Here is a 15,252-nt window from a genome sequence, read left to right as displayed (position 1 = left end):
AAGCGAGCATGACAAGCTCCCGCGCAAATTCTGGCACCGTGCAGGCATCGCACCAGGGCAACACGCCCATTGGGCGCGATCACTACATGGCGCTCTTGGCGGCGCTGTTGGGGTGGCTGTTCGACGGCGCCGAGATGGGCGTTTTCTCGATGGTCGGACGCCGGGCCATGACCGACCTGTTGCGTACCAGCGACGAAGGGCTGATCGGCGTCTGGTTCGGCGTCGTCACGGCCGGTTTCCTGGTCGGCGCGGCCACCGGCGGCGTACTGTTCGGCTGGCTCGGCGATCGCATCGGCCGCGTGCGGGCCATGACCCTCAGCATTCTGACCTATGCGCTGTTTACCGGGTTGTGCGGGCTGGCGACCTCGGCGTGGCAACTGGGGACGCTGCGATTCATCGCGGCCTTGGGCATGGGGGGCGAATGGTCGCTGGGGGTGGCCTTGGTCATGGAAATCTGGCCCAATCGCTCCCGCGCGTTCATGGCCGGATTGATCGGCGCGGCGGCCAACGCGGGATATCTGCTCGTGGGTGCATTAGGGCTGGTTTTGAATGCCACGATAGCAAACGCCGCGACATGGTTTGCCGACGCCGGCATGGCCGAGGATTGGATCGATTGGCTGACCGCCAATGGCGGTTGGCGACTCTTGATGATGTGCGGCACCGCCCCGGCGCTTTTGACGTTTCTCATTCGCTTGTTCGTGCCCGAGTCGCAACGGTGGGAACAAGAGCACGCGCGCGGCGCCACCAGCCATTGGGCCACGCGCGATCTGCTGGCGGTGGTCGCGGGCGCCTTGGGCCCGGCACTCATCATTTTCCTCTGCGCCGATCGGGCCGACCCCTATTCCGCCGGAACAATTCTGGCCGGCGTGGTTCTTGGGCTCTTGATCGCCACGGTCGGCTACATGTATCCCGTGGTGCGGTACGTGCAACGTCTTGGCGCTCAGGACGATGCTGGTCTGCAGCTACGGCCGACGCTCGCGCGGATGCTCTTGGCTGCCGGGCTCAGCGGGGTGGCCTTATTGGGCACCTGGGGCGCGGCGCAATGGATCCCCACTTGGGCCGACAAATTGTCGGAGAGCGGCCAGCACGGGAAAGAGTACGCGCAGGTCAGCCTGGCCTTCGGAGCCATTGTCGGCACGATTCTGGCGGCGCTCGCCGGCGACTGGTTTGGCCGTCGCTGGACGTACGTTTTGATGTGCGTCACGTCGCTGGTTTCGGCCGTCTGGCTGTATCAATTCCACGCGGAATACAACCCTGGTTTCTTGTGGGCGACGTTCTTGGTCGGCGCCTGCACCGCTTCGTTTTACGGCTGGTTACCGCTGTACTTGCCCGAACTCTTTCGCACGAGCGTGCGGGCAACGGGCCAGGGCTTCGGCTTCAACTTTGGTCGCATCATCGCCGCCGTCGGCGCCTTGCAGACGGGCAACCTGATGGCCACCTTCAAGAGCGACGTTACCATTTCCGGCGTCACCTTGACGGGCGGTTATCCCCTGGCTTGCACGACGATGAGCATGATTTACATCGTCGGGGTGGTGCTGATCTGGATTGCGCCCGAGACGCGCGGCCAGCCGCTGCCGGATTGAGCAGAAGCTGCCCGGATCGCGGGTTTCAATCGAGCGGACTGCTGATCAAGAGCAAGCAGCCCTTTTCCGTCGTCTGCTGTGGCTGGGGTTCGCCCGGCTTCCAATAGCGATATTCGCCTGCCCGAAGCGCCCGATCGCCGATCGAAAGGTCGCCGTGCAGGACGACGCATTGCTCTCCTTCGGCGTGCGCGTGTCCCGGCAGGATGCTGCCCGGCGCCATGCGGACCAGGGCCGTGATGCGTTGTGCGGCCTTGTCGTAGCCGAGGCGCTGCAGAACGATCCCCTCGTGCGGCACCTTTCGCCATTCTTGCGAGGCTTGTAATAGCTCGGGCAGGCTCTTTTCCACCTCGGCGACGAGCGCCTGCACGCCGTCGATCTGCTGCGGCGACAACTCGCCCAGCGTTTCATTAGCCCGGGCCAGGGCGGAGATTCTGGCCGTCGCGCTGGGAGGAACTGCTTCGGTGGCGTCCGCCAGCGCGGCGAACAAAGAATCCAATGCGAGCATTTCCTGGTCGCACGCCGCGCAGCCCTCGGCGAGGTGCGCCTCGAATTGCGCGCGTTCGTCGTCGGTCATGGCTCCGGCCAGGTAGAGTGGGACCAGTTCCGTGGGATCGCCGAGCGTGTGTTCGTCGTCCATCACTCGATGTCCCCTTGTTTTGGTTCCTCGGTGGCGGACAACATTTTGCGCATCGAGCGAATACCCAGCAGGATCCGCGTCTTGGCAGTGCCGAGTGGAATCTCCTCATGCGCGGCCACCTCGCGGTGCGTGAGGCCGCCGAAGTAGGAGAGCGAGATCGCGGCCCGCTGTTCGGCGGGGAGTCGTGCGAGCGCGTTCTTGACCTGAGCGGCCGCCTCGTCATGCGCCAAACCGGCCAGCGGGTCGAACGGCGTGGCACTCGTATGCGCGAGCAAGCCGGTCGCCTGCGGACGGCGGCGGCGAATAAAATCGATCAGCCGCGAACGCGCGATCAGCATCAACCACACTTCGGGACTCGATCGCTCGGCCGAATATTGCGGCGCGGCGCGCCACACGCGATGAAAGGTTTCCTGCAAGACGTCTTCGGCGTCCGCCCGGTGTCGCAGGCCCCGCAGCAGCGTGCCCAGGACGCGGGGCGCGTACAGATCGTAGAACAACGCGAAGGCCGGACGATCGCCAGCGGCCATACGCGCGATCAACTCCTCGCCGCGAATTCCGGCGGGAGGTTCGTCATCGATCGTCAGAGTTTCCCACGTCGCCACAAGAAAGCTCGCGCCTCGGTCCTGATTGCCAGCCCGCTTACGAGGCCAGCATAAACGCACCACCCCGTGGACCGCAAATGACCGCCGGCGGCGGGGATGTCGTTGGGCTCTTTTTGGCGAAATCGATGAATCCGCCGAGCACTTTGCTGCGTACGGGAACATTTCTCGATTTCGAGGGCAGGCTCGGTTGTTCTCAGCCCTGCAGCGGCGTGTTGCTGCCGGTCATCCCGTGACGTTTGATTTCGTGGATCGTCTCGCGGGAAAGGCGGCTGTGCAGGCGGCTGTACAGCAGATAAATCGCCAGCCCCAAACCGAGCCAGATCACGAGCCGCAACCAGGTGCTTAGCGGCAGAAACAGCATCATGGTCAGGTTCACCAGGATGCCCAAGGGGGCCACGATCCAGATCGCCGGGCAGCGGAACGGCCGTTCGACCTCGGGCCGTTGAATGCGCAACATCAGCACCGCCGCACAGACGACGATGAACGCCAGGAGCGTGCCGATGTTGACCATTTTCGTCAGGTCGTTGATCGGCGTGAACGCCGCGACCAGGCAGATCACGCCGCCGGTGAGCATCGTGGCCAAATGCGGCGAGCGATACTTGGGGTGTACGTGACTGAAAACCGGCGGCAGCAGACCGTCGCGCGACATCGCCATGAAGACGCGCACCTGGCTGAGAAACGTCACCAAGAGCACGCTCGTCATGCCGGCCAGGCCGCCGGCGGCGATCAAGCCCGAGGTGAGCCGCAGCCCGGTGCTGTGTTCTTTCTCGCCGATGTCGGCAAAGGCACTGGCGATCGCCGCATGCTGATCGATTTTCGGGTACGGGACCATGCCCGTGATGATTGCGGAAACCGCGATGTACAGCACGGTACACAGGACGAGCGAGGCCATGATCGCGATCGGCATGTCGCGCTGCGGATTGCGCGCCTCTTCGGCCTGCGTCGACACCGCGTCGAATCCGATGAAGGCGAAGAATACCAGCGACGCCCCCAGCATCAGGCCCGAGATGCCGTACGGCATGAACGGGGATCGCGTCGCATCGTCGATGGGCACAAGAATGTTGTTCAGGCCCAAGAGACCTAGCATGCCCCATTTTTCAGCCGCCTTGACGGGCGCTTCTTCCTGCAGCTTGGCCAGCAGCGCAGCCGCCGCTTCCTTGTCTTTGGCGGCGGTCGGCGCGTCAGGCTCGTGCAATATCATGGCGTCGCGGACCCGGGTGTCGGCCTCCTCCTGGCTCAGCACTCCCTCCTTGACCATGCGGGCGCCGTCCTGGCGTGCTTCAGCGATTTTGAACAGCGCCAGGGTCTGTTTTGCCAGAGTCGCGGCGCGCGGCTTCGCGGATTGTTTGTCGAGCTTTTCGACGTTCAAGGCGTAGTGATACGCCATGTCGGGCACCAGCACCTGCTCGGGCAGCAACCGTTCGTTCGACGGCACGCTCGTCCAGTTCGCCGGTGCGATGTAGAACGCTCCGACGGCGATTACCAACAGCACGACCCCCAGCTTGATCATCACCAGAATGGCGTTAGCCGTGGCACTCTCGCGAATCCCGCGCACCAAAACGATCGTCACCACGAGCATCACGAGCGCACCGGGCAGGTTGAACCAGGCGTCGCGATCGGTGAACGGATCGGAGATCAGATACGCGGGAATCTGCGGCAAATTGACCGACGCCAGTAGCGCGTTGAAATAATGCGTCCACGAGGCCGCTACCGTCGCGCAGCTCATGGCGTATTCGAGCATCAAGTCCCAGCCGATGATCCAGGCGAACAACTCGCCCAGCGTGGCATACGCGTAGGTGTAAGCGCTACCAGCGATCGGAACCATGGCGGCGAATTCGGCATAGCACAATGCGGCCAAGGCGCAGCCGAGCGCCGCAAATGCAAATGACACCACGATGGCCGGGCCCGCATCGACGGCAGCAACCTGGCCCGTCATCACGAAAATACCGGCGCCGATGATCGCGCCGACACCCAGAGCGGTGAGCGAAACAGGCCCCAGCACCCGGCGCAATTGATGTTCGCCGGCCATGTCGGCCAGCAGGACTTCGATATTCTTGCGCCGAAACAATTGATTCCAAGACATCCGGCATCCTCGTGTCTGACCCCTTCATTCCCACCGCGGTTGCGGTAGTCTAACCGTCCGCCCGGACGACGGCCAAGACACGATCGTGGGATTTCCGTCGAAATCCGCGAGATGTCGCACGCTGCCTGGCGGCCGTGTGGCGATTCTTGACCGGCGCCGCGGGCCGGTACAAGATGACTTCGCATGCCTTCGATCGTGCGCGGACGGCTCGCGCTTTTTGGCACTTACTTTCGAGAACGATCCTTCTGGAGATGGCACCGATGGCTCTCGGACGCTTGTGGTCCTTGGTGGTGATAACGGCGGCGACATGTGCGATTGCAGCCGGCGGGTGGTTCCCGGCCAAACTGTCTGCCGCGGAAAAGGCCCCGACGTTTGGCAAGATCGAACGTAAGGACCCACGTTTCGACCAGCTCATTCCCACGGACGCCGCGCTTGAGAAAATCGGCGAAGGCTATGATTGGGCCGAAGGGCCGGCGTGGGATAAGAAGAACAAATGGCTGCTGTTCTCCGACATCCCGCCGAATCGTGTGATGCGCTGGAAAGCGGGCGAAGGCGTGACCCTGTTTTTGCACCCCGCCGGCTACACCGGCACGAAGCCGCGCGGCGGCGAGCCGGGGAGCAACGGCCTGCACTTCGATTCCCAGGGACGCCTGATTCTTTGCCAGCACGGCGACCGGCGGATCGCTCGCCTCAAGGCCGACGGCAAGTCGTTCGAAACCTTGGCGGACAAATACGACGGCAAACGCTTCAACAGCCCGAACGATGCGGTCTTCAAATCCAACGGCGATTTGTACTTCACCGATCCACCCTATGGCCTCGAGGGACTGAATGACGATCCGGCCAAGGAACTGAAATTCAACGGCGTCTATCGTTTGGCCAAAGATGGCACCGTGACGCTCTTGACCAAGGAAATGACGTTTCCCAACGGCATCGGTTTCTCGCCCGACGAGAAGACGCTGTACGTGGCCCAGTCCGATCCCAAAGCGCCGATCTGGAAGGCGTTTGACGTCAAGGCGGATGGCACGCTCGGCTCGTCACGCGTGTTTGCGGATGCGACCGCCTGGGCCGAAGCCGGTCGCAAAGGGTTGCCCGACGGTTTGAAGGTCGACCAGAAGGGGAACGTTTTTGCCACCGGCCCCGGCGGCGTACACGTGTTCGCCGCCGACGGAGCGCACTTAGGCACGATCGACACGGGCGAGGCCACGGCGAATTGCGGGTTCGGCGAGGATGGCACGGTGCTGTTCGTGTGTGCCGATATGTACCTGGGTCGGATCCAAACCAAGACCAAGGGGCTGGGGTTCTAGGCTCAGGTAACGGGACAGGCCGGTCGCCGGCAGGGTTGAAGAGCCGTGCTCGATGAATTGAAGCTGTCGATTCGCTGCGGTCGCGCGCTATTGGCGGTAGAAACGCGCGACGAAGACCGGGCTGTCGAAATCGCACGGCACGCGGCCGAAGAGTTGAGCCTCTCCGTCTACGAATGGAGCGTGACGACGGGCCTGGTGCAAACCCGGCCCTCGCGCGTCGAAGCGGGGGTAGGCGCTGGCAAGCCGACGGCGGCGCTCGAGCACGTGCTGAAGAACCGCTACCCGAACGCGCTCTACGTCTTCAAGGATCTGGGCGCGCACGGCCGCGATCCGTTTCTGCTGCGCCAATTGCGCGATATCGCCGGCCTCGAGCGGCCCACGGTTTTGCTCATCGATGCGGACCCTCTGCCCGAACCGATGCGCCGGCTGGCGATGCCCTTGTCACTGAAGCTGCCGGAATCGGACGAATTGCGGGAAGTGGTGCGGTCCACTTTTCGCGCGGTGAAGAACCAGAGTTTTCACGAAATCACCAGCCGGCTCACCAAGCGCGAGATGGACCAGTTGGTGCAAACGCTGCGCGGGCTCACCCGCGCCGACGCCGCCAAGGTCGTGGCCGCGGCGATTCACGTCGACAATGCGCTCACGGCCGAGGACCTGCCCCGCATTATCGAGGATAAGCGCAGCCTGTTACAGACGTCGGGCTGCCTGGAGTCGATCTCGGTCAATGTCGAGGTGGACGAGATCGGCGGGCTCGACAATCTGAAACGATGGCTCGCCCATCGGCGCGGCGGCATGACCTCGCGGGCGCGCGATTTCGGGCTCGAGCCGCCGCGCGGCATCCTGCTCTTGGGCGTGCAGGGGTGCGGCAAGAGCTTGTGCGCGAAAATCGTCGCCTCGGATTGGAACATGCCGCTGTTGCGGATGGATCCTGGCGTTCTCTATCAGAAATATGTTGGCGAAACCGAGGACCGCTTGCGGGCATCTTTGGCCCAGGCCGAACGGATGGCGCCCGTCGTGCTGTGGATCGACGAGATAGAAAAGGCCTTCGCCTCGGCCGGCAGCGAATCGGCCGATGGCGGTCTGTCGCACCGGATGTTCGGCACGCTCTTGACCTGGATGCAGGAGCACTCTTCGCCGATTTTCATGGTGGCCACGGCCAATAATCTCGACGCATTGCCGCCGGAGCTGATGCGCAAGGGGCGGTTTGACGAAGTGTTCTTCGTCGACCTGCCCAACGGTGAGGCGCGTCGGCGGATCTTCGACATTCATTTGGCCCGGCGAAAACGCAATCCGGCCGACTTCCAGATGGATGCTTTGATCGCGGCGACCGAAGGTTTCAGCGGCGCCGAAATCGAGCAACTGATCATCGGCGCGATGTACGAAGCGTTCGGCAGCGGCTGCGAGCTGACCGACCAGCACCTTTTAACGCAAGCTCAGAACACGCGACCACTGGGCGTGTTGATGCGCGAACGCATCGCCGGGTTGCGAGCTTGGGCCCAGGGGCGGTGCGTGTCGGCCGACTAAGATGGCTGCAAGAGTTTCACATCGTGGCTCATGGGAACTGCGGCGATGAACGATCCCGAGCAAAATATCGGTCCTCCCGCAGCGCAATTCGGCCTGCGGACCGCGCTCGCGGCCGTGGGAGTTCTGGCGGTGGTCAGCGCCGTGGCGGCACCATACGCACGCTCGCTTTCGACTGGCCAAGTCATGCGCCTGGCAGGTTTGCTTGTCGCGTTTACGTGCGGCGCGCTCGGAGTCGTGCTCGCGACATTCGTCATGCGGCGGCGCGTTGAGCGCCAATGCGGCGCCGTGTTACTCAGTGCGCCGCTGGCGACGATGCGTTCCGTGCGCCTTATGCTCTTCAATGCGTTGATGTCAGCGAGCGTGAATCTGTGGTTGGCGAGCCGCATCGTGCTCCCCGATGGTCCGACGTGGACGCTTGTCATGGGACTGATCGTCAGCATCTGCGCGGGATTTCAAGTTCCCTTCACGCTGCTGTATGTCCTATGGCGCAAAGTGACTGTATCGATCGCCCTATGCGAGAATGGTGTGATCCTGCGCGCGTTCAAGTTTTGCCCGTGGGCGTCGCTCGCCGGCTGCCGCTGGGATTTCGAGCGTGGCACGCTGTGGTTCGCCAAGGAGAAATTCTATTCGTCGGGCTTTGTACTGCCGCCTGAGCTACGCGAAGAGGCCGATCGGATCATGCGCGCGCATGTGCCGCAAATCTCCGGCACGGAAGTCGTCGCTGGCCGTCCCCCTTCGCGCGCAGATCGCTAACCGACGCGGCGACGTTCGTCGGAACGGATGAGCTGCGCATCGGCGGCCCAGTCGCGGATCGTGGCCGCTATGCCCGCGGCGTCGAGCCCCAACTCGGCCAGCAGCTCGGCCCGCTCGCCATGCTCGACAAAGCGGTCCGGCAGGCCCAGCCGACGCACGTGCGCGGCCGAGATTCCGGCGTCCGTCGCCGCTTCGACGACGGCGCTACCAAAACCGCCCGGCAGAGCACCTTCTTCGACCGTTACGACCAGGCTCGCCGTCTCGATAGCTCGCAGGACCGTCTCAGTATCGAGCGGCTTGATGAAGCGGGCGTTGATGACGCCCACGTCGAGCCCTTCTGCCCGCAGCGCGGCCGCGGCCCGGGTGCAATCGCCCAACAGCGTGCCGCAGGCGATGATCATGCAATCGTGCCCCCAATCGAGCACTTCGGCACGTCCCCACTCGATCGGCAGCGGCGTGCGCTCGATCCGCTCGGCCGTCGCTTTCGGATAGCGGAGCGATGTCGGACCGGCATGTTGCAGGGCGAAATCGAGCATCGCGACCAGGTCGGTTTCGTCCCCGGGCGCCATGACGGTCATGTTCGGGAACAGACGCATATAGCCGATGTCGTACGAACCATGATGCGTCGGCCCATCCGGCCCCGTCAGGCCCGCGCGATCGAGCATGAACGTGACGGGCAGGTTTTGCAGGGCGACCTCCTGGAAAATCTGGTCGTAACTGCGCTGCAAGAAAGTGCTGTAAATATCGACGATCGGCCGCAGCCCTGTCTTGGCTTGCCCGGCGGCGAACGCCACGGCGTGCGACTCGCAAATGCCGGTATCGAAGAAGCGATCCGCGAACGTGTCGCGCACGCGCTCCAGGTTATTTCCCTGGCACATGGCGGCGGTCATCACCGTGACCTTGGGGTTAGCCTGCATGCAATCGGCGATCGCGGCGCTGGCGACATTGGTGTAGGCCCGCGAGGAGCTCTTCTTCATCGCCACGCCCCCATCGCTTTCGCGACGGAAGGGCGCCGGCGTGTGGAACGAGACGGGATCCTCGGCAGCCGGCTGAAAGCCGTGCCCTTTTTCGGTCACCACGTGCAGGAGCACCGGTCCTTCGACGTCTTTGACCAGCTTCAGGTACTTGCACAACTGGCCGATATTGTGGCCGTCGATCGGGCCCATGTAGCGGATCCCAAGCTCTTCGAACAGCATGCCGCCATGCAGGCCGGCCTTGATCGAGTAGCGGGCCTGATCGAGCAAGCGCTCCATCTGGTCGCCCAAGGGCACCATCTGCAGCGCTTTCGAGACCTCGTGCTTCAGCCCCGTGTACAGCGGATTGAGCCGCAGGCGATCGAAGTAGTCGGCCATACCACCGACGCGCGGGCAGATCGACATCTTGTTGTCGTTCAGGATCACGAGCATGCGCTTTTTCAGGCCGCCCAGGTTGTTAAGCGCCTCGAAGACGATGCCCGACGGGAATGCGCCGTCGCCGATGACGGCCACCGAATGGCGATCCTCTTGGCCCGGCTGCAGATCATCGCCGCTCTTGAGGCCCAGCGCCGTCGACACGCTACAGCCGGCGTGGCCGGTCATGAACAGGTCGTAGTCGCTTTCCTGGGGGTTGGGGTAGCCCATCAGGCCCCCCTTCGTACGAATCGTGGAGAAATCGCGATACCGGCCCGTGATCAGCTTGTGCGGATAGATCTGGTGCCCCGTGTCCCAGATCAGCCGGTCGCGGCTGAAATCAAACGTGGTGTGCAGCGCCAGGCATAGCTCGACCACGCCCAGGTTCGAGGCAAAGTGGGCCGTGCGGTTCGAGACCAGGTTGCAGAGCGCTTCGCGCATCTCGGCAGCCAATTGCTCGAGCTGCACGAGCGACAGTCCCTGCAGGTCCTTGGGCGATTCAATACGCGAGAGCAGTTCGTCCATTTAGTGGTTCCTTTCCAGCACAGCACGGGCCAAGGCTTCCAATCCCTCGGCTTGAGGTCCCAAGGACGCCACGGCCGACCGGGCTTCGGCGATCAACTGCTCGGCCCGGCGGCGGCTTTCGTCCACACCCAACAAGCCGGGGAAAGTCAGCTTTCCCCGATCCGCGTCCTTGCCTGCCCTCTTTCCCAGTTTCGTCTCATCTCCGCCCACGTCCAGAAGATCGTCTACGATTTGAAAAGCCAGGCCCAGCCGCTGGCCGTATTTTTCCAAGGCGGACCGTTGCCGGCGAGACGCCCGAGCGATCATCGCCCCCAGGCGAATCGAGACCTGAAACATCGCGCCGGTCTTGCGACGGTGAATCGCCTCCAGGCGGCCGATGTCCGCAATCTCGGTCGTACCGTCCAGGTCGTCGGCCTGGCCACCCACGAGCGCTGCGGGCCCGGCGGCACGGGCCAACTCCAGGCAGCAATCCGCCGCCACCCGCGCCGGCCGCACGTCACGCGACAGAACTTCGAACGCCATGGTCAGCAGGGCATCGCCGGCCAGCACGGCCAGGGCTTCGCCATATACTTTGTGGCACGTCGGACGGCCGCGACGCAAGTCATCGTCGTCCATGCACGGCAGGTCGTCGTGGATGAGCGAGTAGGCATGCACCATTTCGACGGCACAGGCGGCGGGCATCGCCGTATCGATATTTCCACCGCAGGCTTCGGCCGTCATTAACACCAACAGGGGCCGCAACCGCTTACCCGGCGCGAGCAGGCTGTAGCGGATGGCTTCGCATAGGCGCGGTGGGCAATCGGGGGGGAGCTGCGTGTAGGCGTCCAGCGCGTCGGCGATCAAAGCCGCAGCGTGGGCCGAGAATTCTGTGAAGGGGGCGGTCGACGCTTCCATTATCGTCGCAACGACTTAGGGGCAAGCGGGGAGGCATGGCGAACGCCCCGTATTCTAAAAGAGCCCGCGCGGTTCGTCTATGTCGCCGGCAGATTCTGCCTCGTCGGACCCTCTTTCCTCGGTCGGGCGGGGTGCCGAGCGCCGCTTTCCACGCGTTCGGGCCTTATCTTCCAAGGTCTGCTCAGGGCCCGGCTCGAACGGTTGGGTGATGGGGTTGCCATCGGCGTCGACGCCGCATAACAGCTCGATCCGGCGTTCGGCCTGGCTCAAGAGCTCGTGGCACTGCTTCAAAAGGCCAACGCCCTGTTCGTACCGCGCGAGGCCCTCGGCCAGCCCGAGCTTCCCTTCTTCGAGCTCATGCATGATCGTTTCGAGCTCGGCCAGGGCCTGCTCGAAGTTGGGACGGGGCTGGGATTCTGATTCGTCGCTGGCCAAAGCTGTTTGCCCTTTCGCTTTCTGCTGTTGGTGCACTCGAGCCGGCTGAGCGCACTCTCTTATATCATCCCGTCGATTCAATGCGACTGACCGCTTCGCCGCTGGCGAAGCGCGTGCGAATGCGATCGCCGATCGCCAGTTGCCCGGCATCGCGGACAAGCTTCCCATCCTCTTCGCGCGTCGTCAGGCTATAGCCACGCGCCAGCACGCCCAACGGGCTGAGCGATTCCAGGTGCGCGGCCAGCCGGGCCGTGCGCTGCCGGGCGTCATTCAATTGCCGGCGCATCACGCGGTTGCTGCGCGTCGATAGTTCATCAAGGCGTTGCATGAGATCGTGAACGCGGTCGAACGGTCGGCGAAGGGCGCGGCGGTTTTCGATCGTTTGCAGTCGCGCGCGTGATTGTGCCGCCATCGATCGCAAAGCCGTGGTCAGCCGGCGCTGGCAGACGTGCAAGGCCGCGGCGACTTCGTCAGCCGCCGGAGCGACGCGCAGCGCCGCGTCGCTAGGCGTGAGCGCACGCACGTCCGCCACCAGGTCCGACAGGGTGACGTCGATTTCATGCCCAACCGCCGAAATCACCGGAATGCGCGAAGCGTGAATGGCGCGGATCACGGGCTCTTCGTTGAACGCCCACAGGTCTTCGAGGCTGCCGCCGCCGCGGCCGACGACCAGGCAGTCGATTTCCCAGGGCAAGCGATTGGCCGCCTCGATGGCGGCCGCAATTTCCAGGCTCGCGCCGTCCCCCTGCACGCGCGTCGGCACGATGATCACGTGCGCGCCGCCCCAGCGCCGGCGGAGGACTTCGAGAAAATCTCGCACCGCTGCGCCGGTCGGGCTGGTGACAAATGCGATGCGCCGCGGAAATCTTGGCAGCGGGCGCTTGCGTTCCGCGGCGAATAAGCCTTCCGCGGCCAGCCGCTCGCGCAGCTTTCGCAGAGCGAGTTCCAGCGCGCCGATCCCTTTGGGCTCGATCTGCCGGATCACCAGTTGGTAACTACCGCGCGGGGCATAAACGTCGAGATCCCCCTGGCAGACGACTTCCAGGCCGTCTTCCAGATCGAAGCGCACGCGTGCCGCGGCCCCGCGCCACATCACGGCCCGTAGCTGCGCGCGATCGTCCTTGAGCGTCAGGTAATAGTGCCCGGATTGCGGGCGGGAAAGATTCGAGATTTCGCCCGACACCCACACGTCGGTAAAGGTGCCTTCGAGGATCCCTTTGATCTGATCGGTGAGATCACCGACCGAAAGGACGGGCGTTTGTTCAGGCGAGAAAAGTTCGGCGGCGGACATGCGAACAGTTATATCGCCGGCAGCCGATCGTGAATATGGACGACGGGATTCACCACGGAGACACGGAGGTACGGAGAAATGCAGAATGCAAAATGATGAATGATGAGCCTTGGGCGCTGAACGATGAGTGATGAACGAGCAATCCTCTTCCGCGCTCGATCTTTGGGATCAGTCGGCCGATCTTATGCAGCCAACTCCGTGCCTCCGTGTCTCCGTGGTGCAAGAATCTCTTTGCTCGGCACGAGCGGCCAGCCAACTGCCGTGTCTCGCCCCGTGCCAAAACGTTCGCGGCGGCAGACGAATTCGTTCACTTTGCGCGTGCCGGCCTCGGCCCAGGCTTCGGCTTCGAGCGTCAGGCGGTTGAGCATCCGTTCGACTTCGACGCGATAATGCTCGATGCCGTCGCGGTCGAGATCGGGCGGAATGTTCATCATCGGGCTGACCACGGCCCGAGCGCGTGAGAAGGGGCGCGGAATGGCAAAACGGTCCCAACTGTCAAAGCGCCACGGCCGATCATAGCCAAAGCCCATCGGCACGACCGGGATGCCCAATTTCGAGGCCAGGTAGACGGGCCCTTGCGCCAGACGGCGGCGCGGCCCACGTGGGCCGTCGGGCGTGATCGTCAGGTTCATATTCTGGCTCTTGGCCAATAACTCGCGCAAAGCGGTGGCGCCGCCGCGGCGTGAAGAGCCGCGCACGAACTGGAAGCCCAAGTGATGCGCGACGCGGCTGAGTATGTCGGCGTCGTTGTGCTGGCTGAGCAGCATCGCCAGGTTGTTGTGCCCGCGCAGATAGATCGGAAACAGGATGTACTCGTGCCAGAAGATGTAGATCTTCTGGCCGCGATAGCGCGGGTCGACCGGATCGATCGTGGGATCGTAGAACGACACTCGATAGTCGAGCGTGCCCATCCAGGTGCGAACCGTCGTGGCCGCCGTCAGGGCCAGCGACTTCACGAGCGTATGGCTGCGAATCTTCATCGAGCAGGCTTCCTTGCCAGGCTGATGGAATTTTTTAGTGGTCGATTTTAAGTTCGCACCGGCACAGCGGGCGTCCAGTCGCCGGAGAAAACTTCGACGGCCGGCCCGGTCATGTAGACATGATCGTTGTCGGCCCACTCGAGTTCCAAATCGCCGCCCGGCAGATGGGCGAGCACGCGTCGCGCGCTTTTGCCGGTCAGGACACCAGCCACGCAGACGGCGCTTGCGCCGGTGCCGCAGGCGAGCGTGATGCCTGAGCCCCGCTCCCAGGTGCGCATGGTCACTTCGCCCGGCGAGTGAACTTCGACAAAGTGTACGTTGATCCGTCGGGGGAAAATGGGCAGCGTTTCCAGGATGGGGCCGACCGTCGTCAGCGGCACCGCGGCGACGTCGTTGCAGTAAATCATCACGTGCGGATTGCCCATCGAAATGCATGTCATGTGCGGATCAAGCCCGCAGTCGGCCGCCCACTGGGGATCGACAGGCAACTTTGCATTAGCATCGAGCGACACGTTGACGACGCGCTTGTCGGTGCCGGCCAGCGTGGCCGCGACCGGAATCTTCGTGGCTTCGAGGATCGGCGCGCCCATATCGACGCGGACGCGTTCCGCCTTGCCGTCGGCGATTTCCAGGTCGACAGCGAGTACGCCCGCGCCGGTTTCGATTTTCAAGGTCGGCTTGCGGCTGATGCCATGATCGTGAACGTACTTGGCGACGCAGCGAATGCCGTTGCCGCACATTTCGGACTCCGACCCGTCGGCGTTGAACATTCGCATGCGGGCATCGGCCACGTCCGAGCGGCAGATCAGGATCAAGCCATCGCCGCCGACGCCGAAATGCCGGTCGGCAATCTGCCGGGCCGTCTCGGCCGGATCCTCGGGCACCGGCTCACGAAAGCAGTCGACGTACACGTAGTCGTTGCCGGCTCCGTGCATCTTGGTAAAGCGCATGGCGGAATTTCTGGTAGTGCAGAGCGGTCGATATTCGATCTAGAGCACGCGGGATTTTAGAGGGTTCGGGCCGACAGGGCAAATCCAGGAATTACCGGGAATTTGGGCCGAAATCCTGAATACTGGGGGCCTAATGCTGTACGGCCTCATCCCTGGTCCAATCCAATACTGTTCGGCACGCTTTTTGCGCCATGGGTGGGTGTGTTATTTGTTGAAGCCATCTCAACCGAGGGAGGGCTTGCAATGACACGGAGGTCGACGCCGGCGGTGGTTGCGGGGAAGTTGCAGGGTTTCAAGTATTTC

At 63.4% G+C, this 15,252-nt stretch carries 13 protein-coding genes; 4 read left to right on the top strand and 9 right to left on the bottom strand.

Going from position 1 to position 15,252, the window contains the following annotated elements; all coding sequences use genetic code 11:
• Positions 1 to 8 precede the first annotated feature (8 nt).
• Positions 9 to 1,583, top strand: coding sequence for an MFS transporter (locus VHD36_17730; protein HVU89170.1), 1,575 nt, complete (start codon positions 9 to 11; stop codon positions 1,581 to 1,583).
• A gap of 25 nt (positions 1,584 to 1,608) precedes the next feature.
• On the opposite strand, the gene VHD36_17725 is transcribed toward VHD36_17730, so the two are convergent.
• The 3 genes from VHD36_17725 to VHD36_17715 all read right to left on the bottom strand — a co-directional run bounded on the left by VHD36_17725 (position 1,609) and on the right by VHD36_17715 (position 4,905).
• Positions 1,609 to 2,220: a cupin domain-containing protein gene (locus tag VHD36_17725; protein HVU89169.1), complete on the bottom strand. Its 612-nt coding sequence runs from the start codon at positions 2,218 to 2,220 to the stop codon at positions 1,609 to 1,611.
• Positions 2,220 to 2,822, bottom strand: a complete 603-nt coding sequence (locus VHD36_17720) for a sigma-70 family RNA polymerase sigma factor (protein ID HVU89168.1) — start codon at positions 2,820 to 2,822, stop codon at positions 2,220 to 2,222. Before VHD36_17720 ends, VHD36_17725 begins: the two co-directional genes overlap by 1 nt.
• A 193-nt stretch (positions 2,823 to 3,015) precedes the next feature.
• Positions 3,016 to 4,905 carry an amino acid permease gene (locus tag VHD36_17715; GenBank protein HVU89167.1) on the bottom strand — a complete coding sequence of 630 codons (1,890 nt, stop codon included), beginning with the start codon at positions 4,903 to 4,905 and terminating at the stop codon, positions 3,016 to 3,018.
• Between the two features lie 260 nt (positions 4,906 to 5,165).
• Here VHD36_17715 and VHD36_17710 point away from each other — a divergent pair, with 260 nt between their 5' ends.
• Genes VHD36_17710 through VHD36_17700 form a run of 3 tightly spaced genes read left to right on the top strand, consistent with a single transcriptional unit; the run spans position 5,166 to position 8,486 of the window.
• On the top strand, positions 5,166 to 6,209 hold the full coding sequence (locus VHD36_17710; GenBank protein ID HVU89166.1) for an SMP-30/gluconolactonase/LRE family protein: 1,044 nt from the start codon (positions 5,166 to 5,168) through the stop codon (positions 6,207 to 6,209).
• A gap of 45 nt (positions 6,210 to 6,254) precedes the next feature.
• Positions 6,255 to 7,733, top strand: a complete 1,479-nt coding sequence (locus tag VHD36_17705) for an AAA family ATPase (GenBank protein ID HVU89165.1) — start codon at positions 6,255 to 6,257, stop codon at positions 7,731 to 7,733.
• A gap of 45 nt (positions 7,734 to 7,778) precedes the next feature.
• The gene (locus tag VHD36_17700) at positions 7,779 to 8,486 is read left to right on the top strand and encodes a hypothetical protein (GenBank protein HVU89164.1); all 708 of its coding nucleotides are present in this window, start codon (positions 7,779 to 7,781) and stop codon (positions 8,484 to 8,486) included.
• On the opposite strand, the gene dxs is transcribed toward VHD36_17700, so the two are convergent.
• From dxs to dapF, 6 genes are all read right to left on the bottom strand, one after another.
• Positions 8,483 to 10,399, bottom strand: coding sequence for a 1-deoxy-D-xylulose-5-phosphate synthase (gene dxs / locus VHD36_17695; protein ID HVU89163.1), 1,917 nt, complete (start codon positions 10,397 to 10,399; stop codon positions 8,483 to 8,485). The two genes, VHD36_17700 and dxs, sit on opposite strands and share 4 nt — an antisense overlap.
• On the bottom strand, positions 10,400 to 11,293 hold the full coding sequence (locus VHD36_17690) for a farnesyl diphosphate synthase (protein ID HVU89162.1): 894 nt from the start codon (positions 11,291 to 11,293) through the stop codon (positions 10,400 to 10,402).
• A 54-nt stretch (positions 11,294 to 11,347) separates the two neighbouring features.
• A complete protein-coding gene (gene xseB, locus VHD36_17685) occupies positions 11,348 to 11,728 on the bottom strand; it encodes an exodeoxyribonuclease VII small subunit (protein ID HVU89161.1) in 381 nt (126 codons plus the stop codon).
• A 64-nt stretch (positions 11,729 to 11,792) separates the two neighbouring features.
• Entirely contained in the window at positions 11,793 to 13,019 is a 1,227-nt protein-coding gene (gene xseA / locus VHD36_17680; protein HVU89160.1) for an exodeoxyribonuclease VII large subunit, read from the bottom strand.
• 182 nt (positions 13,020 to 13,201) lie between these two features.
• A complete protein-coding gene (locus VHD36_17675; protein HVU89159.1) occupies positions 13,202 to 13,999 on the bottom strand; it encodes a lysophospholipid acyltransferase family protein in 798 nt (265 codons plus the stop codon).
• 47 nt (positions 14,000 to 14,046) lie between these two features.
• A complete protein-coding gene (gene dapF, locus VHD36_17670; protein ID HVU89158.1) occupies positions 14,047 to 14,949 on the bottom strand; it encodes a diaminopimelate epimerase in 903 nt (300 codons plus the stop codon).
• Between the last annotated feature and the right edge of the window lie 303 nt (positions 14,950 to 15,252).

The organism is Pirellulales bacterium, assembly GCA_035546535.1.
Taxonomy (GTDB): Bacteria; Planctomycetota; Planctomycetia; order Pirellulales; family JACPPG01; genus JACPPG01.
Note: the sequence above shows the minus strand (reverse complement) of the source record. Positions and strands in the feature narration are given on the sequence as shown.

Coding starts and splice junctions, on each gene's coding strand:
- VHD36_17690 (HVU89162.1), bottom strand. CDS start 11,293: ATGGAAGCGTCGACCGCCCCCTTCACAGAATTCTCGGCCCACGCTGCG.
- VHD36_17710 (HVU89166.1), top strand. CDS start 5,166: ATGGCTCTCGGACGCTTGTGGTCCTTGGTGGTGATAACGGCGGCGACA.
- VHD36_17700 (HVU89164.1), top strand. CDS start 7,779: ATGAACGATCCCGAGCAAAATATCGGTCCTCCCGCAGCGCAATTCGGC.
- dxs (HVU89163.1), bottom strand. CDS start 10,399: ATGGACGAACTGCTCTCGCGTATTGAATCGCCCAAGGACCTGCAGGGA.
- VHD36_17730 (HVU89170.1), top strand. CDS start 9: ATGACAAGCTCCCGCGCAAATTCTGGCACCGTGCAGGCATCGCACCAG.
- VHD36_17675 (HVU89159.1), bottom strand. CDS start 13,999: ATGAAGATTCGCAGCCATACGCTCGTGAAGTCGCTGGCCCTGACGGCG.
- VHD36_17725 (HVU89169.1), bottom strand. CDS start 2,220: ATGGACGACGAACACACGCTCGGCGATCCCACGGAACTGGTCCCACTC.
- VHD36_17715 (HVU89167.1), bottom strand. CDS start 4,905: ATGTCTTGGAATCAATTGTTTCGGCGCAAGAATATCGAAGTCCTGCTG.
- dapF (HVU89158.1), bottom strand. CDS start 14,949: ATGCGCTTTACCAAGATGCACGGAGCCGGCAACGACTACGTGTACGTC.
- xseA (HVU89160.1), bottom strand. CDS start 13,019: ATGTCCGCCGCCGAACTTTTCTCGCCTGAACAAACGCCCGTCCTTTCG.